Below are 22,796 nucleotides of genomic sequence, written 5' to 3'. Positions count from 1 at the left end.
TTCAACGCACAAGGACAACACACATCATGAACACGAACAACACCATTCCCGCCTTCGGCCTCGGCACCTTCCGCCTGAAGGGCCAGGTGGTCATCGACTCGGTGAAGAACGGCCTCGACGTGGGCTACCGCACCATCGACACGGCGCAGATCTACGGCAACGAAGCCGAGGTGGGCCAGGCCATTGCCGAAAGCGGCGTCGCGCGCAGCAGCCTCTTCATCACCACCAAGATCTGGACCGACAACTACGCCAAAGACAAGCTGGTGCCCAGCCTGAAAGACAGCCTCGCCAAGCTGCGCACAACCCAAGTCGACCTGACGCTGATCCACTGGCCCTCGCCCGGCAACGCGGTGCCGGTGGCCGAGTTCATGGGCGCGCTGGCCGAGGCCAAGGCGCAGGGGCTCACGAAGCACATTGGCGTGTCTAACTTCAACATCGCGCTGATGAAGGAAGCCATCGCGGCCGTGGGCGCGGAGCAGATCGCCACCAACCAGATCGAGCTGCACCCCTACCTGCAGAACCGCAAGGTGGCGGAGTTCGCGAAGAGCCAGGGCATTCACATCACTTCCTACATGACGCTGGCTTACGGCAAGGTGCTGAGCGATCCGGTCGTCGAGGCCATTGCCAAGGCGCACGACGCGACCACGGCGCAGGTGGTGCTGGCGTGGGCGATGCAGCTGGGCTACGCGGTGATTCCGTCGTCTACCAAGCGCGCGAACCTCGAAGGCAATCTGCGCGCGCAGCAGCTGAAGCTGACAGATGCCGAGATGGCGCTCATTGCGGCACTCGACCGCAATGAGCGCCTGACAGACCCGGCCGGTCTGTCGCCGGCCTGGGACTGAGCTCTCAGCCCGCGCTGCCCACGGGCTTGAACCCCCAGGCCTGTGCCCGGAACCCGGTGAAGCTGATGGGGCCGGCCACGGCGCTGGCTTCCACCTTGTTGTCGGCGAGCCCGATGACCAGCGGCGCATTCGAATTGCTCGCCCCGGACTTGCACTGGATGTACCAGTAGCCGGGCTCCTCGGTGGACAGCAGGCTCCAGAGTTGCCTGTCGGCATCGGCCAGGCCGACGGGCATCATCACGACGGGCGTGGGCACGACCGTGGAGCCGGGCAGCAGCGTCAGGACGAACCCGGTGCCCATCTTTGTCTGCAGGTACCACCAGCCCGGTGCCTGGGGTGCGGGAACGAACAACCATTGCTGGTTGCCGACCTGCGGCAGCTTGAGCGTGTACCCGATGACCCCTGCGCCCTTGGCGGGGTTGTTACCACTCACGTCCAGCACGTAGTGGTCGCCTGGCAGGTACTGGATGTTGTAGGGCCCGAGGTTCAAGTTCTCCACGGGGATGGCGGGCGCTGGCGCTGCAGCACCTGTTGCGGTAGTCGACATCGTCGTTTCTCCTTTCCTGGAATGCGTTCGTTTGCTTGCAGGTGGTGCTCAGGTCCGCACCGAGCCGAGCGCGTGTTCGACCCAGTACAGCTGCAGCAGGGCTTCGGCGTCCGCGGTGTCCGCGTTCGCGCCCTTGTCCTGCAACAGCTGCAGGGCCTGCGGGTAGACCGTGTTCTCCGGAATGAAGAAGGGCAGTGTCGGGTTGATGTTGGTGTAGCGATCGCCCAGCAGCATCTTGGCGAGCATCGGCATGAGTTCGGTCGAAGTGCCGTTCAGGCTCATGTCGAGCACCGGCGACGACTTCAACTGGTTCATGAGGAACGGCGGCGAATTGTTGAAGGGATTCGCATCGCCGTTCATCCACTGGTCCGCGCCCCAGCCGTGGGTGTCGCTGGCAACCCAGTCGGGCATGTAGCCAGTGCCGAAGGTGATGGCGGTAATGTCCTCGAGTGCATGGCCCGCCTTCACCGCCAGCGCGATTGCCGCGACCGTGGGGTCGTGGTTGAAGAAGCAGCCGTCGACGTTGCCGTCCAACGAGCCCAGCTGCCCGGGCATCGCGCCGCTCGACGTGGCCGCCTTGGCGATGGCCACGTCACCATGGTCGGGGATCATGTTCGTGTACATGATCGGCTGCCACGGTATGGCCGTCTGCACCGAGTTCTTCACTTCGAGCCCGCCGACATTGAAGGTCACGAAGAGCACTTTCTTCATCAAGATATCCTGGACCTTCGCGTCGCCATGCAGCGCAAGCTGCGAGGCGTAGACCTCGTCGATCGAGTACGCGGGCGCCTTCGGATCGGTATTCATCTTTTGGTAGAACCCGATCTCCCCGTTCTGGGAGGTGAAGAGATTGATGATGTCTTGCGGCGTCTTTCCCGCCAATAGCTCGCTCGTGATGATCGAGCCCGTCGAGCACCCCGCGATGAGGTCGGTGTTGTCGATGATCTGAGGGTACTTCGCGTACAGCTTGTTCAGCACCGATACCGGCATCAGCCCTCGTATGCCACCGCCGACGAACGAGAGGATGGTGAATTTCTGGTTTTCCGCCATTGCCAACTCCTTTCAAGAGAAATGACTTCCATGAAATAAATTCCCGGCCCGGGGAAGCGGAGTCTGGGCGCTGGCCGCGTTTGTCGCTACGAGTGGAATCCCGTTCAATCGATCTCTGTAATTCCGCAAGCCGCGCAACGATTCGGAACGCACCACAGTGGGACAAAAGCTGCGGCGAAGGTAGTCGTCTTCATGCGACGGAATCGCGAAGTGAGTCGAGCGCGTACCTAAGTTCGTGTTCCTCTTCAATGGTCAGCGCTAGTGCCAGTTCGCGGAAGCTGGACTGGTAGCAGGGCAGCATCAGCGCTGCGGTGAGTGCGTTGGCGCTACTCCCGGTGCTGCTGTTGTTGTTGTTTGCGATGTGCGCGTGGCACGCAGCGATGCTTCGATAGATGGCGAGCGCCTGTGCAACCAGTGCGGAGGGTTGCGTTGTCGCGGTGTTCCTGATGCTGCTCATGCCGACTCCTCATCGCGCGCTTCGTATCGCGCCGTGAGGCAACTCTATTCATGCTGGCTTGCGGTGGGGAGTAACAACATCGTCGTGAATTCCACGCTAGCGGCGCTCAAGTAGCAAGCGCAGGTGAACTCTTAAAGAACGCTAGAGCCCGAAGATCGCGACCGAGGCCCAGAACGCCGCCCAAACTGCACCAAAGCTCACCAGAACCATCGCGACCACGAAGACCACGAGACAACTCAGGCGAGTCACGATACTCGGCGTGCTCGGAACGCAGCGCCAGTAGATCAGCGCCGCCCAGAGAAGCAGTGTGACCGCTACAACTGCCGCGACAGGCCCCGACAGCGGCATGATTCGATGCCGCTCCAATGCCGTCAGGCAGACGTTCAGGACCGGGATCGACACGGCCCAGGCCAGCACGTTCAATACGAGGCGTGAGGCGATGCGCCCATAGAGGGTAACGGTGGGCTCCGAGTGCTGCGCCCGTGCAACGGAATTCGCGCCTGTAGTAGTCATGGATCCTCCCCTTTTGAAATCTCGAAACTGATTTTTTCGAGAAGCATACGGGGCGGATATTTCAGCCACTCAAGCAGCTGTCGCAGATGCTTCAGGAGTCCCGTCGCGTCGCAGCCCAGTCCGAAAGAATCTGCACAGCCTCGCGGTCGAGCTTCCGCTCCGCAGGCAGGCTGCGCTGTGCAAGCGTGGCGCCAGCTTCAGCGCGAAGCACATCGACATCGATGGGGTGCCGCGCCGCCACCGTCACGCCCTCGAAGGCCTCGCCCGATTGCGCGAGCGAGGCCGCGTAGTACAGCTTGGCGATGCCCGCGATGTGCATCGCCGCGACGCACATGGCGCAGGGCTCGCACGAGGTGTAGAGCTCGCAGCCTGACAGGTTGACGGTGCCGAGCTTGCGGCAGGCATCGCGGATGGCTTCGACTTCGCCGTGCGAGGTGGGGTCGGAGTGGGCGACTGAATGGTTGAAGCCTTCGCCGACGATCACGCCGTCTTTCACGACGACGGCGCCGAAGGGCTCGGTGCCGGGCTCTTGCAGCGCCTGCGCGGAAAGGGCCAGTGCCCGTTGCATGAAGTGTTCCTGGTACATCGTGTTCAGACCTTTCTGGTGGCCGCGCTCTTCAGCGCGGTGAGAGATGGTGCGCCGGCTTGCGGGGCGCGCGCAACGAACAGGCCCGCCGTGGCCGCGGCATAGCGCCGCGGATCGAAGCACAGCATGAGCGGCAGCAGCGCCACCACGACGGCGGCCAGATAAGCCCATGCGATCGTGAAGCCACCGGTGTGCTCGCGCACCCAGCCGGTGACGAAGGGCGCGAGCGCCGCGATCATGAAGCCCACGCCCTGCATGAAGCCCGCGAGCGCGCCGGCCTGCGCGGGGTCGGGCAGGTGGTCGAGCGCCAGCACCATGCACAGCGAGAACGCACCGCCGAGGCCGAAGCCCAGCACGATCGCGATGGCGACAGCCGGCACGGGCGCGTCAAAGGTCAGTGCGCAGAAGCCCGCGAGCTGTGCAACCAGCGTGAGCACCAGCCAGGGCCGCAGGTCGTGCCCGCGGCTGCGCGCGATGGCGGGCATGGCGAGTGCGGCGACCACCTGCGCGGCCGTCATCAGCGCGAGCACCGAGCCGCCTTGTTGCGCGGTCCACCCCTGCTGAGCGTAGAAATGCGGCAGCCATGCGACGAGGCTGGTGTAGCCGCCGTTGACGAGACCGAAGCACGCGGCCAGCAGCCACGCGCGGCGGCTTGCGAAGCAGCGCAGCCACGAGAGGTTCTGGCGCGGCGCATCGGCGACAGTGAATTCGATGCGCCGCATGTTGAGCCAATACAGCAGCGCGAAGGTCGCGAGCAGGGCCCATATCGCGAGGCCCGCGTGCCAGTCGGGCTGCGCACCGCCAAACGCATGCGCCACCCACGGACTGGCCATGGCACCGAGCCCGCCGCCGCCCATGATCGCGGCGGAGTACAGCCCCGTCATTACGCCGATGCGCGCCGGGTAGGCCTGCTTGACGACGCCGGGCATCAGCGCCTGCACCAGCCCCACACCCGCACCGGCGAGTGCCGCGCTCCACAGCAGCGCGACCGCGCCGCCCGCCACATAGCGGCTCGCACAGGCGAAGGCGATTGCCGCAAGCCCGAGCGCAACACCGCCGCGCGCGCCGATGCGCTGGCCGACTGCCGCGCCGAAGAGCGACGTGGCCCCCATCGCGAACATCGGCAGCACGGTCAGCAGCGCCACCGCATGAAAACCGATGCCGGTCGCAAGGCGTATGGGTTCGAGCAGCGGGCTGCTCGACGTGAGAAAGGCGCGCAGGTTGAGCGCCACCAGCACGATCACGACCGCGAAGGCGACGCCTCCGTCACGGCTGCGCCCTGCCCTCACAGAGACGCCACGTCGGCCTGCAGCACGCCGTTGCGCGCCACGATGCGGCCGCCCGCCACCACCAGCTTGCGCACGGGCCGCGAGACCACGGCCTGCGCGACGGTCTGCGCATCGACCAGCACCAGGTCGGCGCGGTTGCCGGGCACGAGGCCATAAGCCTCGAAGCCGCAGCCGTGCGCGCCGGAATGGGTGACGGTGTCGAGCGCCACTTCGATCTCGTCGTCGCGGCGCAGGTTGTAGCGCAGGCCGATGATCATGGCGCGCTCGAGCATGTCGGGGTTGCCGTAGGGCGACCAGGTGTCGCGGATGCCGTCGTTGCCGCCGAGCACTGTCACACCGGCCTGCCGGCAGGCCATGAGCGGGGGCACGGTGCGCGAGGGCGGCGCACTGGTAATGAGCACCACGCCCAGCTTGGCCATGCGAGCGAGCAGTGCATCGCGCTCACGTTCGCTCACGTCGCCGAGGCAGAAGCCGTGGCTGATGGCAACCTTGCCCTGCATGCCCAGTGCCTCGGTGCGCTGCAGGATCAGGTCGAGCGAGAACGCGCCCATGGCGCCGGGCTCGTGCAGGTGGATGTCGACGGGGCGCTGGTGCTTGTGGGCAATGCCGAACAGCACGTCGAGCGACTTCACCGGGTCACCGTCGATGGCGCAGGGGTCGAGGCCGCCGAGCACGTCGGCGCCCATCGCCAGCGACTGGTCGAGCAGCTCGGCCGTGCCGGGGCGGCCCAGCAGGCCCGACTGCGGGAAGGCGACGATCTGGATCTGCTGCACATCGCGCAGCGCCTCGCGCGTGCGCAGGGTGCCTTCGAGATGGCGCAGGCCGGCCTGCGTGTCGACGTCGACATGCGTGCGCAGCCGCGTGGTGCCGAGCGCAAGAAATGCCTTGGCGAGCACCAGCGACTGCGCGGCCGCGTCGTGCCCGCTGGTATGGCGAAAGGCGCGCTCGTTCTCGATCTTGTCGGTGAGGTTCGTGCCGACTTCGTTGCGGTACCAGTCCATGCCCCACATCGTCTTGTCGAGGTGGGTGTGGCCTTCGACGAGGCCGGGCAGCAGCAAGGCGCCATTGCCGTCTTCGATGGTGGCGCCGGCCGGCGCGGCAAGCGCGGCGCCGAGTTCGGCGATGCGCCCGTCCTGCACCCGCACGTCGACCGGGGAAGCGCCCATGGGGCGAACGTTGCGGATCAGGAGCGATGACATGTGGGAGTCCGTTCTTTCAAGCATCAGGCAGGTTGCGCCGCGATGGAGCGCGGCGAGATGCGCGCCGTGAAGAGCGCCACGATCACGAACACCAGCGCATTCGTCGCGAGCGCCACGAGCCCGATGTTGAGCGACTTGAAGACGACCGGTGCAGCCGGGAACAGCGTACCCAGGTTGGAGCTGGTGGTCATCATGAAAGCCAGCACCGCGCCGCCTGCCAGGATGCCCGCGAAGGCCGCGTGCTTGTTGCCGAAGGGCTTCTTCATGAGGCTGAACAGCAGCGAAGGCAGCAGTTGCGTGAGCAGGCTCGACGCGAAGATGGCCACCGACACGATGGTGCTGCCACCGCGTAGCACGAAGTACACAGCCACCAGCGCGAACACCGGCAGCACGCCGCGTGCCACGCGCGACACCTGCTTGTCGGTGGCGTTGTGCGCAAAGCCTTCCTTGTAGACGTTCTTGCCGATCACGGTGGAGGCGGTGAGCAGAATCATCGAGCCCGGCACCAGCGCCGTGAGCACGCCCGTGCCGCCGATCACGCCGACGAACCACGGATCGAACGTGTGCTTCACGAGGCCGAACAGGGCAAGGTCGACATCCGAGCCCTTGAGCCCCGGCACTTGCAAGATGGCTGCGAAGCCGACGAGGAACAGGAAGGCGATGACCACCTGGTACAGCGGCATCAGGATGGTGTTGCGGCGCACCGCGCTCGCGCTCCTGGCGGCATACACCGAGGTGAGGTTGAACGGGTACAGGTAGTAGCCCAGCGCCGTCAGCAGGATGGTCGAGTTGTACCAGGTGAGGTTCAGGCCCTCTTTCGGGAACTCGAAGAAGCCGGGGTTGGCGGCGTGGATGGCGGTGAACATGGGCGTGACGCCGCCGTAGTAGTGCCACGGCAGATAGACGCCGAGGAACACGGCGAGCGCGAGGATGAGCACGTCCTTCACGATGGCGATGCTGGCCGAGCCGTGGATGCCCGAGAACAGGATGTAGCTCACCATCACCAGCGTGCCGATCCAGATCGCCACTTGCGGCGCGATGGAGCCGTACGACGCCTCCGACACGATGATGCCGAGCCCGCGCAGCTGGATGGTCAGCAGCGCGACCATGCCCATGAGCGCCACGACCGACACCAGCACGCCGAGGGGGCGGCTGTCGTACTTGTGCGCGAAGAAGTCGGAGAACGACACCAGCTTGTGCGCGGTGGCGTAGCGCCAGATGGCAGGCAGCATCCAGAAGGCCATGAGATAGGCCAACCCACCGTAGGCCAGGATGTAGAAGGCCGGCGAGCCCTTGCTGTAAGACCAGCCGCTGGCGCCCAAAAAGGTGAAGGTGGAAAACGATTCGCCCGCCATCAGCAGGAACACCATGATGGCGCCCAGCCCCCGCCCGCCGAGCGCCCACTGCTCCAGGCTCATGGTGCGGCCGCGCCGCGCGAGCACCGCGAGGCCGAGCGCGCCGACGACGAACAGGGCAATCACGCCGAGTGCGGCGTTCATCGGGCGTCTCCGCTCGCCGCGGTGGGCGCATCGAGGTCGCCTTCAGCGCGGTCGATGACCACCATGATCAGCGAGGTCAGCACCAGCCAGCTGACGTTCCACACCATCAGGAAGGGCATGCCGAACACGAAGGTGGGCGCGACGGAGGACAGCCATCCCCCGCTGAAGAAAGCGGCGACCGGCAGCGCGGCCAGCCATTTGGCGGATTTCATGGGTTGCCTCGATTCCTGTTCTGGTTGAGATTCAAATTCAATTTTGGTCAACCATATATAATTATTTTGGTTAACCAAACGAGGCGAATGGTACGAAGCGGGAGGAGCCGAGTCAATCCGGGGGATTTCCCGGAGGCGACACGGCGCGGGCAATAATCCCCACGCCTATGCCCTCCACCGCACGCAAATCCCCCACTTCCGCCGCCCCTGCAGAGCCCACCGACGCCGACGAAGCCAACGTGGACGAACGCGTCTACGCCGCCGTGTCGAAGGCGCTGCTCAGCGGCAAGCTGCGCCCCGGCACACCGCTACGCGAACGCGCGCTGGCCGAGGCGCTGGGCTGCACGCGTGGTGCGGTGCGCAAGGTGCTGGCGCGGCTGGGTTCCGAAAAACGGCTGGTGCTGGAGCACAACCGCGGCGCCTTCGTGCCCAACCCGTCCATCGACGACATGCGCGGCATCTACCGCGCGCGCCGCATCGTCGAAGCCGGGCTGGTGACCACGCTGTTCGGCAACCTCGAACGCGAGCAGGTGGCTGCGCTGCGCAAGCACGTGCAGGCGGAGCAGAAGGCGTTCAAGGAAGGCCGGCGTGAAGACTCGATCCGGCTCGCGGGCGACTTCCACCTGCTGCTGGCAGAGATGGCGGGCAGCGACGAGCTGCTGTCGTACATCCGGCGGCTGATTTCGAACACCGAGCTCTACAAGGCGCTGTACGACTCCGCCGAGGCCGCGAGCTGCGCGCCGCGCGAGCATGAGCAGATCATCGAGGCGCTGACGACGGGCAAGTCGCTCGACAAGGCGCTGGCCGTGGCGCTGGAGCACCTCGACGAGCTGGAGCAGCGCGTGATCGCGGGCGCGGCGGCCGAGCAGGAAGTGGACCTGGCGACGCTGCTGAACGGTGGCGGCTCCACCGCGCACGGCCACAGCCACTGAGGCATCCACGCTTCGCTCGCGGGCGAAGTGTCGGTTGGCAGGTCTCGCGATGATCGGCGCACCATGCACACGCTCTCCACCACCAGCAAGCCCCACACCAACGCCGCCTTCGAATGGGCGCTGCTCGCGCTGCTAGCCACCTGCTGGGGCGCTTCGTACACCTTCATCAAGATCGGCGTGGCGACGATCCCGCCCGTCACGCTGATCGCGGCGCGCACGCTGATCGCCGGCCTGCTGCTGCTCGCGGTGCTGCGCATGCGCGGCGTGAAGCTGCCGAAGGAGCCGGCGATGTGGTGGCGCTTTGTGCTGCAGGCGTGCCTGAACAGCGTGCTGCCCTTCACGCTCATTGCGTGGGCCGAACGCAGCGTCGATGCGGGCCTGGCGACCATCCTCAATTCGACCTCGCCGATCTTCATCTTCCTGCTGGGGCTGGGCCTCGGCGGCGCCGACAGGCCCACGCTGCGCCGCCTGTTCGGCGTGGGCGCGGGGCTGGCGGGCATCTGCCTGATCGTCGGCTTCGAGGCGTTGAACGGGCTCGGGCATTCGCTGCTCGCGCAGCTCGGACTGGTGGCCGCCGCCGTCTGCTATGGCTGCGCCGCGATGTTCGGCCGCGTGTTCAAGGGGCTGGACCCGATGGTGCCGGCCGCCTGCTCGCTGCTGAGCGGCACGGCGATGCTGCTGCCCGCGAGCCTCGTGATCGATCGGCCGTGGACGCTCGCGCCGTCAGCGGCTTCGATGATGGCGGTGCTGGCGCTCGCGGTGCTTTCCACGGCGCTGGCCTTCACCATCTACTTCCGGCTCATCAAGACGCTGGGGCCGATGTCGACGTCCGCACAGGCTTATCTGCGCGTGCCCATCGGCGTGATGATCGGTGTGGTGTTTCTTGGCGAGGCACCGGCGCCCACGGCGTGGGTCGGCCTTGCCTGCATCATGGCCGGCGTGATCGCGATGACGATGCCGGCGCGCCCTGCACGCTAGCAAGCTCCGGCCCGATCACGGGCCGCAGCAGCCGCCAGGCCACGAGCAGCCCGACCACCGCGAACACGGCACAGGCGATGAAAGACGCCTGATACCCGCGATTCAGCACCGCAGCGGCACCGCTGCCGAGCGTGACCGAAATGGCCACGGTCGCCACCGCCGCAGAGCCGAACGCGCCGCCCAGCTGGAACGCCGCCGTGTTGATGCCCGAAGCCAGACCCGATTCCGCCGCACTCACGCTCGTAAAGGCGGCGATCGATGCCGCAACCGCACAGGAGCCGAGCCCCGCGCCGAAGATGAACAGGCCGAAGAAGATGTCGCCGAAGTAAGTGCCTTCCACCCGGATACGGCTGAGCAGCAGGCTCGCGGTGCCCAGCAGCAGCATCGCGGCCATCGCCACCCGCCGGAAGCCCACGCGCGTGACAAAGCCCTGCCCGAAGGTCGAGCCCACCACCGCCATCACCGTGAGCACGGCCGTGCCCAGCCCGAACTGCAGCGCCGAATAGCCGAGCACCTTCTGCGCATAGAGCGAGACGGTGGTGCCCACGCCCCATGCGGTCATGCCGAGCACCAGCATCAGCAGGTTGCCGCCCACCAGCGTGCGCGAACGGAAGATAGCCAGCGGCACCAGCGGCGCGGCCGAGCGTGATTCGATTGCCACGAACAGCGCAATCAGCAGCAGCGCCGCCGCCAGCACGCCCAGCGTTTGCGCGCCAAGCCAGCCCGCGCCGGGCGCCTCGACAAGCGCATAGACCAGCAGCATCAGTCCGGCCGTGATGGTGAACGCGCCAGCGGGGTCGTAACGGCGCGGCTGGGTGCGCGCGTCGGCGCGGCTTTCGCGCAGCAGCACCGGCGCGAGCAGCATCACGGCGCCGGCCACGGGCACGTTGATGTAGAAGATCCAAGGCCAGCCCAGCGCGTCGTTGAGCGGCCCGCCGATCAGCAATGCCGAGGTGGCGCCGATGCCGCCCATGCCCGACCAGATGCCCAGCGCCTTGTTGCGCTCCGCGCCTTCGGTAAACGTGGTCATGAGGATGGACAGTGCCGAAGGCGACATCACCGCCGCCGCCATGCCCTGCAGCACGCGCGCCACGACCAGCACCTGCGGCGTGGTGGCTAGCCCGCAGCCCAGCGAGGCAAGCAGGAACAGCCCCGTGCCCAGCATGAACATGCGCCGCCGCCCCAGCAGGTCGGCCAGCCGGCCGCCGAGCAGCAGCAGGCCGCCGAAGCTCAGCAGGTAGGCGCTCATGACCCACTGCGCGCGGCCCGGCGAGAAGCCGAGCGCGCGCTCGATGGACGGCAGCGCGAGGATGACGATCTGCGAATCGAGGATCACCATGAAGTAGGCCGTGCACAGCACGGCCAGGGCTTTCCAGCGGCGGGGGTCTGAAGTGGTGTTCATGCACGGTAGTCGAACGGCATGTGCCCGGATCGACATCGCAGTGCAGAAATTTTGCGCCTGGGCCCGCCCCACCCTTCTACGCTTGCGCTGCCCGCTCCCGCTCCTGCAGGCCGGTCAGTCGATGCTGATGTTCGCGGCCTTCGCGACTTCGGCCCACTTCACGCGGTTGTCGTGCACGGTCTTCTTGAACTGTGCCGGCGACTCGATGCGCACGGTGTTGCCCTGGCTCTCGAAGCGCTCGCGGATCTCGGGCGTCTCCAGCACCGCCTTCACGGCGGCGTTGAGCTTGTCGACGATCTGCGGGTCGGTGCCCTTGGGCGCGAAGATGCCGAACCAGATCGAGCTGTCGAAGCCCTTGGTGCCCGGCAGGCCGCTCGATGCGATGGTGGGCACTTCTTTCACCGCCGGCACGGCCGCGGCGGTGGTCACGCCCAGCAGGCGCACCTTGCCGGCCTTGTAGTGCGGAAGGATGGTCTGCACCTGGTTCATGATGCAGCAGGTCTCGCCGCGAACCACCGAAGTGATGGCCTCGGGGCCGCCCTTGTAGGGCACGTGCACCATGTTCAGGCCCAGGCGCGAATTGAATTCGGCAAAGGCCATGTGCGTGCCCGCGCCGTTGCCTGTAGACGCATAGTTGTACTTGCCGGGGTTGGCCTTGACCAGCTCGACGAATTCCTTCAAGGTCTTGACGTTGATCACGTCGGGATTGATGGTGAGCACGTTCGACACGTCGAGCACCGGCGCCACCGGAATGAAGTCGGCTTCCACATCGAAGGGCAGCTTCTTGTAGAGCGCGGCGTTGCTGCCGTGCGTGGCGGCTGTGCCGAATGCAAGCGTATAGCCATCGGGCTTGGAATGGGCCACGTAGTCGCTGGCGATGTTGCCTGCCGCGCCCGACTTGTAGTCGATGACGACGGGCTTGCCGAGCTGCTTTGCCAGCGGTTCCTGGATGACGCGGGCCACCACGTCGACGCCCGAGCCGGCCGGAAAGCCCATGATCAGCGTGACGGGTTGTTGCGGCCAGTCCTGCGAGGAAGACTGCGAGAAGGCCGCAGGCACGGCGAGCGAGGCCGCGGCCAGCAGCAGTGTGCGGCGGGCAAGACGAGTGAGTGGAGAATGGGCCATGACAGTCTTTCGGTCGTTCAGTCTTTTGTCTTCAATGCACGCAGTGCAGGCGCGGATTGTGGCGCGCCGCTGATGCCCGATTCCATATGAGCTTATGCGCGGCGACATGCATGTATCGCGTCTGCTCCCCATAATTGCCCCATGGTCCGTTCCTCCCAACAACTACACACCCCACGCGAGCCCGCGCCCCTGCGCCCGGCCGCCACGGTGCTGCTGCTGCGCGACAGCGCCGCCGGCATCGAAGTGCTGATGACCCGCCGTTCGGCCACAGCCAGTTTCGCGCCCGGCGCGTACGTTTTTCCCGGCGGCCACATCGACGAAGCCGATGAGGCGGCCAAGCGCATCGCCACGCGCCGCCCCACGCAAAGCCGCGTGCAGCGCACGCAGGCCATCGCTGCCATTCGCGAGGCCTTTGAAGAGCTGGGCATCCTGCTGGCACACCATGCCGACGGGCGCCCTGTGAGTGCCGAAGAAGTCGCCGCAATGGACCGAGGCAACACCGCCGGCACCGCATTCGCCGACCAATGCGCGGCGCATGGCCTGGTGCTCGACTCAGACCGCGTGTTCACCTTCGCGCACTGGATGACCGACCGCGACCTGCCCAAGCGCTTCGACGTGCCCTTTCTGGTGGCGCGCATGCCCGAAGGCCAGGTGCCCACCGCCGACGAGAGCGAGCAGTTCGAGCCCTGCTGGGTGCGCCCGGCCGATGCGCTCGCGCGCCATGAGGCCGGCACCTTCTTCATGATCTTCCCGACCGTGCGCACGTTGCAGCGCATGGCCGCATACCCCACCGTCGATGCTCTGCTCGCGGCCTGTGCCAGCGAGGCCCCGCTGTGGACCAGCTGCCCGCGCGCCGGCCTGCTCAAGAGTGAGGACGCGCGCTACATGGAACACGAGTCGCCTTTCGGCGAACTCGCGCTGGTGTGCCCCGACGGCCAGGTGCTGCACGCGCTCGACTGGCAGAGCGAGCACCCGGTACCGTTGCTGAAGAACGTGATGCGCCTCACCGCGCCCAACCCGAGCGCGATGACCGGCCCGGGCACCAACAGCTACATCGTGGGCGACGCGGCCACCGGCTACATCGTGATCGACCCGGGCCCGAACGACTTCGACCACATCGGCCGGCTGTGGCGCGCCACGAAGGGCGACATCCGCATGATCGTCTGCACGCACTCGCATGCCGACCACTCGCCGGGCGCGGCGCCGCTGCAGGCGCTGTGCAAGAACGGCAGCAAGCCGCCGATCCTCGGCCTAGCCTCGAAGCCAACCGCGCGCGCCACTGCACGCTTCACGCCCGAGCGCGAACTGGCCGACGGCGAACGGCTCGTGCTGTCGGGCACAACGGCCGAAGACGAGCCCGTCACACACACGCTGCGCGTGATCCATACGCCCGGCCACGCAGCCAACCACCTGTGCCTAGTGCTGGAAGAAGACGGCCTGCTGTTCTCCGGCGACCACATCCTCAACGGCAGCACCACGGTGGTCGACCCGCCTGATGGCGACATGAGCGCGTACCTCGATTCGCTCGACACGCTCGATGCGGCCTGCGAGGCGGGCGGCATCGACTTCATCCTGCCCGCGCACGGCTACGTGATCGGCTTTGCCCGCACCGCCATCGGCATGCTGAAGGCGCACCGGCTGAAGCGCGAGGCCAAGATTGCCGCCGCGATGCAGAAGCTGCCCGAAGGCACGCCCGATGACTGGCTGCCGCTGGCCTACGACGACGTGCCCGAACGCATGTGGCCGGTGGCGGCCCGTTCGCTGGCCGCGCACGTGGCGCGCATACGCCAACTGGCGGCGCCCCGATGAACATGAAAACTGCTCCCGTCGAAGACGAAGGCATCCGCCTTGCCAAGCGCGTGGCCGCAATGGCCGGCGTGTCGCGGCGCGAAGCCGAACTGCTGATAGAGAACGGCGCGGTGCGCGTCGATGGCGTGCCGCAGATGCTGCCGCAGTCGCGCGTGCTGCCGCACCAGCAGGTCGAGATAGAAGCTGGCGCCAAGCCGGAGCCGGTAGTGCCTGTCACATTGCTTCTGTACAAGCCTGCCGGCATGGCAACCGACACCGCGCACCGCCTGCTGGTGGCTGCGAACCATCACGAGCCCGAGCGCGCCGGACTGCGTTTTCTACCGGCGCACGCGAAGGCGCAGCGCTGCATGACGCCGCTCGAAACCGGCGCCAGCGGGCTGGTCGCGTACACGCAGGAATTCCGCATCGAACGCAAGCTGCAGGAAGACGCGGGCATCCTCGAACACGAAGTAATGGTGGACGTGGCCGGCCCGGTGAGCCCCGAGGTGCTGGCGCGGCTGGAGCGCTCGCCGGCACGCGTGAGCATCGGCCGCCAGAGCGACGAACAAACGGGCCTGCGCTTTGCGCTCAAGGGCGCGCGGCCGGGGCAGATCGCCAACATCTGCGACGGCGTAGGCCTGCGCATTCTGGCGATGCGGCGCATCCGCCTCGGCCGCGTGCCGCTGGCGGGGCTTCAGCCCGGCCAGTGGCGCTATCTCGCACCCCACGAACGCTTCTAGAACAACAACGAAGAAAAAGAAGAGAAGGGAAAGAGGACGACTACGACGATGCACCGCATGTTCGCGGCCTGCAATTTTCAGCCAGCGGCCCCGATGGGCCGCCGTCAGGGAGACTGAGCCATGAAGTTCGGAACACCGAGCACCGCATTGGCCTGCACCGTGCCTTTGGTACTGGTGGCAGGCTGCACCTATCTCACGCCCGCGCCACCACCTGCGCCACCGGCGCCGCCGCCAGCCGTGATCTCGAAGGACGGCCTCGCGCCCATCACCGAGGAACAGGTCGAGCGCATCCGCGAGGCCATCGGCAGCAAGCCGCCCAGCCCGGCCGTGGGCAAGGTGGTGCGCAGCGCCTCGCCGACCATCGAGTCATTCGTGCGGACCGAGGGCTGCATCACCGCGCGCAACGGCGCGGTGCTCAACCCCTTTGCAGCGTCCGGCCGCCTGTTCGACGGCACGGGCTTCCAGGGCGGCCCGATGTCGGAGATGCAGTACCACGACAAGACCGCCTGCGTGACCGTCAAGCGCATCCAGAACTGGAAGATGGTCACGCCGAAGCTGCTGCGCTTCGAGGTGGTCTACGTGGGCGACGACGGCGAGGAGCGCGCCGTCAAGCGCCACGAGCTGACGCGTCAGCCCAAGGGGGGCTGGCTCTTCACGCGCTGAGGGCTGTGGCCGCGCGCTTCTGCGCGCGCAGCGCCACCGCGAACGACAGCTGCGCCACGATGCCCGCCCCCGCCAGCACGATGGCCGAGGCCAGCGCGGGGTTGCGGTGGCCCATGCCGGCGAGCGCGGTGCACAGCGCGCCCACGGCCATCTGCGTGAAGCCGTAGAGGCCCGAGGCCGAGCCGATGGCCTGCGGGTTCACGCTGATCGCCTGCGTCAGCGCCGCTGGCGAGGCCATGCCGGCGCCGACAGTGAACAGGAACATGCAGGCGACGATGAGCGGCACCGAGAGGTGATCGGTCAGCGCTGCGCCCAGGAGCACGAAGGCCGCGGCCACGCTCAGGGCGTTCGAGCGGATCATGAGGCGGTCGACCCGCACGCGCGAGATCAGGTGGCTGGTGAGGAAGCTGCCGAGCCACACGCCCGACACCAGGATGGCGAGGTAGATGCCCGCCTCGTGCGCCGGCCGGTGCAGCTGGTCCACGAAGATGAAGGGCGCCGAAGCGATGAAGGCATACATCGACGTAGTGGCGCAGCCGCCACCAACCGAGAAGCCGAGAAAGGCCGGCGAGGCCAGCAGCTTTTTGTAGTTGCGCGCGAGCTCGCACGCATTGACGGCCGCGCCGGGCGCACCGGTTTCGGGCAGCAGGCGCCAGGTGAACAGGAAGCCGATGACGCCGAGAGTAAAGAGCGCATAGAAGATCGAGCGCCAGCCGAACGCAGTGGCAAGCGCACCACCGACCAGCGGCGCGAGGCTGGGGCCGATGGTGACCATCAGGTTCATCAGCGCGAGACGGCGCGTGGCCTCCTGCGGCTCGGCCGTGTCGCGCACGATGCTGCGGCCCAGCACGAGGCCGGCGCAGCCACCAATCGCCTGGAACAGGCGCGCCGCGATGAGCGAATGCACTTCGGGCGCGAGCGCAGCCGCAAGGCCCGCCACGCAATAGAGCCCCAGCCCGAACAGCAGCACAGGCCGCCGCCCGTAGCGATCGGCCAGCGGGCCGTACACCAGTTGCCCCACCGCGAGGCCGAAGATGTAGAGGCTCACCGTCATCTGCATGGCGCCGATGCCGGCGCCAAGGCTCTTCGCGGCGATGGGCAGCGCGGGCACGAAGATGTGCATGGCCAGCGTGCCGCTGAAGGTGACCAGCGCGAGCAGCCACAGCGGCGCGTGCGGGCGGCGCTGTAGCGCGGCTGATATCGATGTTGCGGTGTCGGTCATTGCTTCGTGGTTGTCGGCGTTGCGCCTTGCGCAAGGTGCTGGTCGTCGGGCTCCCAGCCGCCGCCCAGCGCCATGAACAGCACGACCTGGTCGTCAGCCAGCTGCGCATCGCTGGCCGCAAGGGCGGCCTCGCTGGCGGCTAGCGAACGCTCTGCGTCGAGCGAGTCGAGGTAGCCGGTGCGGCCGTTCTGGTAGAGCTGGCGCGCCTGCGCGGCCACTTTCGCGCTTTCGTCGCGAGAGGCTTGCAACGCGGCGCGGCGGTCGAGTTCGCGCGCGTAGGTGGCGAGCGCGGTTTCGGTTTCGCGCAGCGCGGTGAGCACAGTGCCGTCGAACTTGGCGAGCGCAGCGCGCGTGCCGGCCTCGGCCTGCGCGATGCGGGACTGCGCGACGCCGGTGTTGGGAATGGTCCACGAGATCAGCGGGCCGAGGCTCCAGGCGAAGGTGTCCTTGCGGCCGAAGTCGTCGGCATGGCCCACCGACGAACCCGACAGCCCCAGCGTGACCTTCGGATAGAGCTCGGCAGTAGCCACGCCGATGCGCGCGGTCGATGCGGCCAGGCTGCGTTCGGCCTGGCGGATGTCGGGGCGGCGGCGCAGCAGCGCGGCGCCGTCGCCGACCGGCAGCGTGCCGGCCACGCGCGGCGGCACGGTGCAGTCGGCCACCTCGCGCGGAAAGTCCTGCGGCAGTGCGCCGGTCAATGTGGCGAGGCGATACAGCGCGCCCTGGCGTTCGGCCTTCAGCGGAGGCAGCGCTGCGTTGAGCTGCTGCAGTTGCGCACGCGCGCGGCCCGTGTCGATGGCACCGGCGCGCCCCGCGCGTTGCAGGCGGTCGGTGACGTTCACCGCGTCCTGCTGCAGCGCGACGGATTTCTGCGCGATCTGCAGGCGCAGGCCGGTCGAGCAGGCTTCGGCATACGCGCGCGCGGTGCCGGCCGCGACGTTCACGCGCACGAGATCGAGCGCGGCTTCGGCCGATTGCGTGTTGGCCTGCGATGCCTCAATGGCGCGGCGGATCTGGCCGAACAGGTCAACCTGGTAGGACAGCGAAGCGCCCGCGCTGTAGTTGAAGGTGCTCGGCGGCTCGTAACCCTTCTGCAGCAGCGACAGGCCCGAGACATGGCCGAACGAAGGGCCGCCGTTCACGCCGATGGTCGGGTACTTGGCGCCGGCCGTTTCGTCTTCGATGGCGCGTTCGCGCTCGAGGTTGGCGACGGCCTGGCGCAGGTCGGTGTTGTGCGCGAGGGCCTGCTCGACGAGCTTGTCGAGCAGCGGGTCGTGGTACAGGCGCCACCAGTGGGCAGGCAGCGGCGCGGCGTTGGCGGGCGCCTCGGCGAAGGGCTTGCCGGCAGCGGGCTGGCTGGCGAGCGCCTCGGGCGGCTGCTTGTAGTCGGGGCCGACCGCCGCGCAGGCCGCGAGCCCGGCGGCGACGGCCAGTGATGCGAGGCGAAATGCGAAGCTGGTCATGTCGTTCATCCCTTCTGCGGCGCGGAGGTTGTTGCCGCCGTTTTCTGCGCTGGCTTGTTCTCCAGCACCTGCACCGTGACCGTCTGGCCCGCTACGAGGCGCGCGCCCTGCGGCAGCGGATCGAGCTTGATGCGCACCGGAATGCGCTGCGCGAGCCGCACCCAGTTGAAGGTCGGGTTCACGCTGGGCAGCAGGTTCGCGCTGGTGGAGCGGTCGTGGTCGGCGATGCCGGCGGCCACGCTGTCGACCGCGCCTTCGAACACCGCGCCGCCGCCCATCGGCGTGACGCGCACGCGGTCGCCGAGGTGGATGCGCGGTAGCTTGGTTTCTTCGAAATAGCCTTCGACGTAGAACGACTGCGCATCGACCAGCGCGAGCACCGGGCGGCCCGCCGCGGCGTAGCTGCCCTGGCGCAAGTCGAGGTTGGTGACGAGGCCGTCGGCCGGCGCGCGCACCTGGGCGCGCTGCAGGTTGAGGCGGGCCGAGTCGAGCGCCACCTCGGCCTGCGCGACGGCGGCCTGCATCTGCTCGACGCGCGAGCGGGTCTGTTCGCGCGATTCCTTCGACACCAGTTCGTCGAGCCCCGTGTTGCGCGTGTTCTCGCGCTGCGCCTGGGCGCTCTGGGCGCGCTGCGCGGCGAGCGCGGCCTGCGCCTGGCGCACGGCAAGGTCGTAGCGCGCGCGGTCCACCTCGAACAGCAGCGTGCCGGCAGCCACCGGCTGGTTGTCCTGGATCGGCACGGCGGTGACGAGGCCCGACACGTCGGGCGCAATTTGTACGACGTTGGCGCGCACGCGGCCGTCGCGCGTCCACGGTGCGAGTTCGTAGTGGTCCCACAGTCGCAGGCCGGCCCACACGGCGGCGGCCACCACGACCACGGTGAAAAGAACGCGCCCGAGGCGCTGGACCCACGGGTTTTCTGCGGAAGGACTGGTGGTGGCTTTCATGGAGATCTCGTTGTCTGTTTGTTTATTGGAGGTAGGAGGTGACGCGGCTCAGCGCGTAGAGCAGCAGCAGGTAGAGCGCCATGTCGAACAGCGCCGGATGCCACACCCAGCGGTACACGCCGGTGGCTGAGAGCAGGCGGCGCACGCCCCACAGCGCCAGCAGCGCGCCGAGAGCCAGCACCATGATCCAGGGCAGGTAGAGGCCGTAGAAACTGGCTTCGCCGATCATGCGGAAGCTCCTTGCTTGGACGCGCCCAGCATCGGCGGCGCGTCGGGAAAAAGATTGCGGCGCAGGCCGACCAGTGCGGTGACGGCGGCGCGCGACGTCGATGAAGCGGCGGTGTCGCGCGCTTCGAGCATTACGTTCAGCGCCTCGTCGATCTGCGGCAGCAGGCCCGGCGGACGCGGGTTCATGCGGCCTTCGGCGCGCTGGCGGAAGAAGCGCGAAATGCCGCCCAGCAGCGCGGCCGATGTGGCCAGCGGCAGTTGGGCGCGCACGCGCTGCAGCACGACGATGTCGGCACCCATGCGCAGGTCGCGCAGCGCATCGTTGGCGGCCACGCCTTCGACGGTGCCGCCGGCCTGCGCGATGCGCGGCGCGAGCAGGCCGATGCGGTCGAGCATGCGCACGGCGTACGCGTCGCTCTGCGCGTACTGCGGTTGAGAAGACGCGGCCATGTCGCCCAGCTCGCGCCAGGTGGCGCGCTGGATGCGGCGCGCACTCCAGTCGGCGCCCACCGAACGCACCAGGCGGGTGACGCGCGCCGCAACGACCACGCCGACGATCTGGCCGATCATGCTGTTGAGGAAGCTCACGAGATCGGAGCTGGCTGTGTCGTGCAGCGCGAGCGTACCGGCCACGCCGAAGATCAGCGCCATCGCGGGCATGAAGTGCGTAGGGCGCGGCAGGTAGAGGCCCAGCAGCAGGAAGAGCGGCGCGCAGATGACCACCAGCATGCCGAAGTCCTGCACCGTGGGCATCAGCACCAGCACATAGAGCGCCGAGATCGGAATGGACCACAGCGTCCATTTCAGGAAGCCGTGGATCGCCGGCACAGGGTCGTCCATGGTGGCGAAGAAGCAGCAGAAGACGGCGGCCATCATGGTCGCGGCCGAGCCCATAGGCCAGCCGGTGACGATCCAGAACGCGCCGCACAGGCAGATGGCGATGACAGCGGCCAATGCGGAGAGCAGCGCCATGCCGTAGTCGCGGTGCAGCACGCGGCTGCCGAGCGCTGCTGTGCGGCGCAGCGGCGCGGCGCCCTTCAGGCCTTCGTCGATGTCGAGGCGCAGCTGGGCGCAGGCGGTCCAGCCGTCGACGAGTTCTTCGAGGCGGCCGGCGAGGCCGATGCGCAGGGCGCGGCTCCACGGCGAAGCCTGTTGCTCGGCGTTCGTCGCGCTCAGTACGCTGATGGCGCGGCGCAGGGTTTGCAGGCGTTCGGCGCGGGTTGCTGCATCGCCGGTGGGTTCAGCTTCTTCACGCAGCCACTGCGCGGCCTGCGCGAGCACGGCGGCCACGTCGGGAGCCAGCCGGCCTTCGGCCTGCTCCAGCGCCTGCAGGCGGTCTTCGACGGCCGACAGGGCCGGCGTGAGCGCGGCGACGCGGTCCTGCATGGTGCGGATGGCTCCGGCGGTCCAGCGCAGGTGCGTGGTGTCGAAGGGCACGTGGGTGGAGAGCAGGCGCAGCTGCGTGATGTCGCCGGCGAGGCGGCGGCGGTCGTCGTCGAGGCGCTTGGGGTCGGCGTTGCTGCTGCGGCCGGTGGGCTGCAGCAGGTCGCCGAGCCACTTGCGCGCGTCCTGCAGCGTGCGGTCGAGCAGGCCGAGCACGGTCGGCGCGAGCCCCGCGGGCAGCACGAGGCTGTGGATCAGCGTGGCGCAGAAAATGCCCAGGCCGATTTCTTCCACGCGCGCCACGGCGGTGTCGAACAGCGCGAGCGGCGTCTGCACCGACGGAAAGCCGATCAGCGCCGCCGTGTAGCCCGCGAGCATGAACACATACGAGCGCGGCGTGCGGTCGAACAGCGAAATGCACAGGCACAGCCCGACCCACAGCGCGAGCACCAGCGTCAGCAGCTCGGGCGCGTTGGACAGCGCGGGCACCAGCAGCACGGTGGCGGTGCTGCCGATCAGCGTGCCGAAGAAGCGGTACACCGCCTTCGAACGCACGGCGCCAGCCAGCGGATGGGCAACGACGTAGGTGGTCATGAGCGCCCAGAACGGGCGCGGCAGGCCGGCGCGGCTGGCAAGGTACATCGCCAGCATGGCCGCGGCAAAGCTCTTGCCGGAAAAGAGAAGCTCCGCGCGGCTGAAGCGCGGCAGGTTGAGCGCGGCCATCCGCTGCTACCTGCGCCCTTCCTGCGGCGGCGGGCTCTGCACGGAACGAACGCCCATGCGCTCCTCGAGCACGCCGAACACGCGCAGGCAGGCGGCGACGTCCTCGTCGGACACGCCGTCGAACAGCGACACCCGCATCAGCGTCAGCGCCGCCTCGATGGGCTCGCAGGCGGCCTTGCCGGCTTCGGTGAGATGAAGCGTCTTGGCGCGGCGGTCGGCCGGGTCTTCGCGGCGCTCTACAAGGCCGGCTTCCACCAGCTGGTCGACCGAGCGCACCAGCGACGGCCCCTCGATGCCCAGCGCCTCGGCCAGCACGCCCTGGCGCACCTCGCCGTTCATGCGCCCGAGCATCACGATCGGGTAGGCCAGCGTCTGCGACACGCCGACGTGCGCCACCGCCTTGTCCGCCGCGGCGCGGTAACCGCGCTGCAGCACCGCCAGCGACGTGCCGAGCCGCATCAGCGCCTGTTCGCGCGTCGGTTGAGGGTTGGGTTGGTCGCTCACGATAGCCGCCTATTAATTAGCATGCTATCGATTGTACGGGTAACTACCAATCCTTGCCAGCGGCAAGGCTACCGCCCGCCTTCAGGGCCGAAGGCGCGAAAAAACGGAACGGGAGAAAGAAGAAAAGTGTGAAGCCCGCCGATAAGCCGGATTCTGTGCATCGAAGGCCTCTTGCGAAGCCTTCGACGTGACCGCCATTACTCTGGGCCGTCTGTCGCCAGACGGCTCGATGCCACCTACCCGCCAGCTCAGCGGAACCACCTCAATACTGGCCTACTTGGTGTTGCTGCGCGCAGAGATTGCCCGTTTCACCCGAACTAAATCGGCTCGTCTCTGTTGCTCTAATCCTCACCTCACGGTGGAGAGTCGTTAACTCCTGCGCTGTCCTATGCAGTCCGGACGTTCCTCCAGTGCGGCCTTTCGGCACTTGCACCAGCGGCGGTCTGGCGTGCTTCACGGGGCGGATTATCGCCTCATGGGCGAAAGCGCCTTTTTCAGGCGATG

General features: G+C 67.6%; 23 protein-coding genes and 1 other RNA gene. 6 read left to right on the top strand and 18 right to left on the bottom strand.

The annotated features are described in order from the left end of the window. Positions 1 to 26 precede the first annotated feature (26 nt). Positions 27 to 842, top strand: a complete 816-nt coding sequence (gene dkgB, locus ACSFBF_RS29060; protein WP_435473062.1) for a 2,5-didehydrogluconate reductase DkgB — start codon at positions 27 to 29, stop codon at positions 840 to 842. Positions 843 to 846: 4 nt separating this feature from the next. Here dkgB and ACSFBF_RS29055 read toward each other — a convergent pair whose 3' ends face one another. The 9 genes from ACSFBF_RS29055 to ACSFBF_RS29015 all read right to left on the bottom strand — a co-directional run bounded on the left by ACSFBF_RS29055 (position 847) and on the right by ACSFBF_RS29015 (position 8,194). Beyond that, the gene (locus ACSFBF_RS29055; protein WP_435473060.1) at positions 847 to 1,389 is read right to left on the bottom strand and encodes a hypothetical protein; all 543 of its coding nucleotides are present in this window, start codon (positions 1,387 to 1,389) and stop codon (positions 847 to 849) included. A gap of 48 nt (positions 1,390 to 1,437) precedes the next feature. Beyond that, positions 1,438 to 2,439 (bottom strand): patatin-like phospholipase family protein, encoded by a 1,002-nt coding sequence (locus ACSFBF_RS29050; RefSeq protein ID WP_435473058.1) that lies wholly within the window; start codon positions 2,437 to 2,439, stop codon positions 1,438 to 1,440. 190 nt (positions 2,440 to 2,629) lie between these two features. Continuing rightward, on the bottom strand, positions 2,630 to 2,896 hold the full coding sequence (locus ACSFBF_RS29045) for a hypothetical protein (RefSeq protein ID WP_435473056.1): 267 nt from the start codon (positions 2,894 to 2,896) through the stop codon (positions 2,630 to 2,632). Positions 2,897 to 3,037: 141 nt separating this feature from the next. Beyond that, positions 3,038 to 3,409 carry a hypothetical protein gene (locus ACSFBF_RS29040; RefSeq protein ID WP_435473054.1) on the bottom strand — a complete coding sequence of 124 codons (372 nt, stop codon included), beginning with the start codon at positions 3,407 to 3,409 and terminating at the stop codon, positions 3,038 to 3,040. 91 nt (positions 3,410 to 3,500) lie between these two features. Further along, positions 3,501 to 3,977 (bottom strand): nucleoside deaminase, encoded by a 477-nt coding sequence (locus ACSFBF_RS29035; protein ID WP_435473052.1) that lies wholly within the window; start codon positions 3,975 to 3,977, stop codon positions 3,501 to 3,503. A 23-nt stretch (positions 3,978 to 4,000) separates the two neighbouring features. Continuing rightward, a complete protein-coding gene (locus tag ACSFBF_RS29030; protein ID WP_435473050.1) occupies positions 4,001 to 5,284 on the bottom strand; it encodes a cyanate transporter in 1,284 nt (427 codons plus the stop codon). Next, positions 5,281 to 6,483, bottom strand: coding sequence for an amidohydrolase family protein (locus tag ACSFBF_RS29025; protein WP_435473048.1), 1,203 nt, complete (start codon positions 6,481 to 6,483; stop codon positions 5,281 to 5,283). The genes ACSFBF_RS29030 and ACSFBF_RS29025 overlap by 4 nt, the downstream gene beginning before the upstream one ends. A gap of 23 nt (positions 6,484 to 6,506) precedes the next feature. Continuing rightward, a complete protein-coding gene (locus ACSFBF_RS29020; RefSeq protein ID WP_435473046.1) occupies positions 6,507 to 7,982 on the bottom strand; it encodes a sodium:solute symporter family protein in 1,476 nt (491 codons plus the stop codon). Beyond that, complete coding sequence (locus ACSFBF_RS29015; protein WP_435473044.1) at positions 7,979 to 8,194, bottom strand: DUF3311 domain-containing protein; 216 nt, start codon at positions 8,192 to 8,194, stop codon at positions 7,979 to 7,981. The genes ACSFBF_RS29020 and ACSFBF_RS29015 overlap by 4 nt, the downstream gene beginning before the upstream one ends. 167 nt (positions 8,195 to 8,361) lie before the next feature. On the opposite strand from ACSFBF_RS29015, the gene ACSFBF_RS29010 reads away from it, so the two are divergent. Both ACSFBF_RS29010 and ACSFBF_RS29005 read left to right on the top strand, forming a co-directional pair. Next, positions 8,362 to 9,126, top strand: coding sequence for a GntR family transcriptional regulator (locus ACSFBF_RS29010; RefSeq protein ID WP_435473042.1), 765 nt, complete (start codon positions 8,362 to 8,364; stop codon positions 9,124 to 9,126). A 63-nt stretch (positions 9,127 to 9,189) separates the two neighbouring features. Continuing rightward, positions 9,190 to 10,104: a DMT family transporter gene (locus ACSFBF_RS29005; RefSeq protein ID WP_435473040.1), complete on the top strand. Its 915-nt coding sequence runs from the start codon at positions 9,190 to 9,192 to the stop codon at positions 10,102 to 10,104. On the opposite strand, the gene ACSFBF_RS29000 is transcribed toward ACSFBF_RS29005, so the two are convergent. Together ACSFBF_RS29000 and ACSFBF_RS28995 are read right to left on the bottom strand one after the other, a co-directional pair. Then, positions 10,055 to 11,506 carry an MFS transporter gene (locus tag ACSFBF_RS29000; protein WP_435473038.1) on the bottom strand — a complete coding sequence of 484 codons (1,452 nt, stop codon included), beginning with the start codon at positions 11,504 to 11,506 and terminating at the stop codon, positions 10,055 to 10,057. The genes ACSFBF_RS29005 and ACSFBF_RS29000 overlap by 50 nt on opposite strands. 114 nt (positions 11,507 to 11,620) lie before the next feature. Further along, on the bottom strand, positions 11,621 to 12,631 hold the full coding sequence (locus ACSFBF_RS28995; RefSeq protein WP_435473036.1) for a Bug family tripartite tricarboxylate transporter substrate binding protein: 1,011 nt from the start codon (positions 12,629 to 12,631) through the stop codon (positions 11,621 to 11,623). A gap of 141 nt (positions 12,632 to 12,772) precedes the next feature. Here ACSFBF_RS28995 and ACSFBF_RS28990 point away from each other — a divergent pair, with 141 nt between their 5' ends. The 3 genes from ACSFBF_RS28990 (at position 12,773) to ACSFBF_RS28980 (ending at position 15,822) form a co-directional block, all read left to right on the top strand. Beyond that, a complete protein-coding gene (locus ACSFBF_RS28990) occupies positions 12,773 to 14,440 on the top strand; it encodes an MBL fold metallo-hydrolase (protein WP_435473034.1) in 1,668 nt (555 codons plus the stop codon). Next, entirely contained in the window at positions 14,437 to 15,159 is a 723-nt protein-coding gene (locus tag ACSFBF_RS28985) for an RNA pseudouridine synthase (protein WP_435473032.1), read from the top strand. The genes ACSFBF_RS28990 and ACSFBF_RS28985 overlap by 4 nt, the downstream gene beginning before the upstream one ends. Positions 15,160 to 15,279: 120 nt before the next feature. Beyond that, positions 15,280 to 15,822, top strand: coding sequence for a hypothetical protein (locus tag ACSFBF_RS28980; RefSeq protein WP_435473030.1), 543 nt, complete (start codon positions 15,280 to 15,282; stop codon positions 15,820 to 15,822). Here ACSFBF_RS28980 and ACSFBF_RS28975 read toward each other — a convergent pair. The 7 genes from ACSFBF_RS28975 to rnpB all read right to left on the bottom strand — a co-directional run bounded on the left by ACSFBF_RS28975 (position 15,812) and on the right by rnpB (position 22,747). Beyond that, the gene (locus ACSFBF_RS28975; protein WP_435473028.1) at positions 15,812 to 17,044 is read right to left on the bottom strand and encodes a multidrug effflux MFS transporter; all 1,233 of its coding nucleotides are present in this window, start codon (positions 17,042 to 17,044) and stop codon (positions 15,812 to 15,814) included. The genes ACSFBF_RS28980 and ACSFBF_RS28975 overlap by 11 nt on opposite strands. Next, positions 17,041 to 18,516, bottom strand: coding sequence for an efflux transporter outer membrane subunit (locus ACSFBF_RS28970; protein ID WP_435473026.1), 1,476 nt, complete (start codon positions 18,514 to 18,516; stop codon positions 17,041 to 17,043). Before ACSFBF_RS28970 ends, ACSFBF_RS28975 begins: the two co-directional genes overlap by 4 nt. Beyond that, positions 18,513 to 19,454 carry an efflux RND transporter periplasmic adaptor subunit gene (locus ACSFBF_RS28965; protein ID WP_435473024.1) on the bottom strand — a complete coding sequence of 314 codons (942 nt, stop codon included), beginning with the start codon at positions 19,452 to 19,454 and terminating at the stop codon, positions 18,513 to 18,515. Before ACSFBF_RS28965 ends, ACSFBF_RS28970 begins: the two co-directional genes overlap by 4 nt. 22 nt (positions 19,455 to 19,476) lie before the next feature. After that, complete coding sequence (locus tag ACSFBF_RS28960; protein ID WP_435473022.1) at positions 19,477 to 19,683, bottom strand: DUF1656 domain-containing protein; 207 nt, start codon at positions 19,681 to 19,683, stop codon at positions 19,477 to 19,479. Then, a complete protein-coding gene (locus ACSFBF_RS28955; protein ID WP_435473021.1) occupies positions 19,680 to 21,788 on the bottom strand; it encodes an FUSC family protein in 2,109 nt (702 codons plus the stop codon). The genes ACSFBF_RS28960 and ACSFBF_RS28955 overlap by 4 nt, the downstream gene beginning before the upstream one ends. A gap of 6 nt (positions 21,789 to 21,794) precedes the next feature. Continuing rightward, on the bottom strand, positions 21,795 to 22,247 hold the full coding sequence (locus tag ACSFBF_RS28950) for a MarR family winged helix-turn-helix transcriptional regulator (protein ID WP_258355361.1): 453 nt from the start codon (positions 22,245 to 22,247) through the stop codon (positions 21,795 to 21,797). Positions 22,248 to 22,418: 171 nt separating this feature from the next. Beyond that, positions 22,419 to 22,747: RNase P RNA component class A (rnpB, locus tag ACSFBF_RS28945), an RNA gene on the bottom strand. Positions 22,748 to 22,796 lie beyond the last annotated feature (49 nt).

The organism is Variovorax nivicola, from assembly GCF_051216475.1.
In the GTDB taxonomy this organism is placed as follows: domain Bacteria; phylum Pseudomonadota; class Gammaproteobacteria; order Burkholderiales; family Burkholderiaceae_C; genus Variovorax.
The sequence above is the reverse complement of the archived record's forward strand: the minus strand, read 5'-3'. Positions and strand labels throughout refer to the sequence as shown.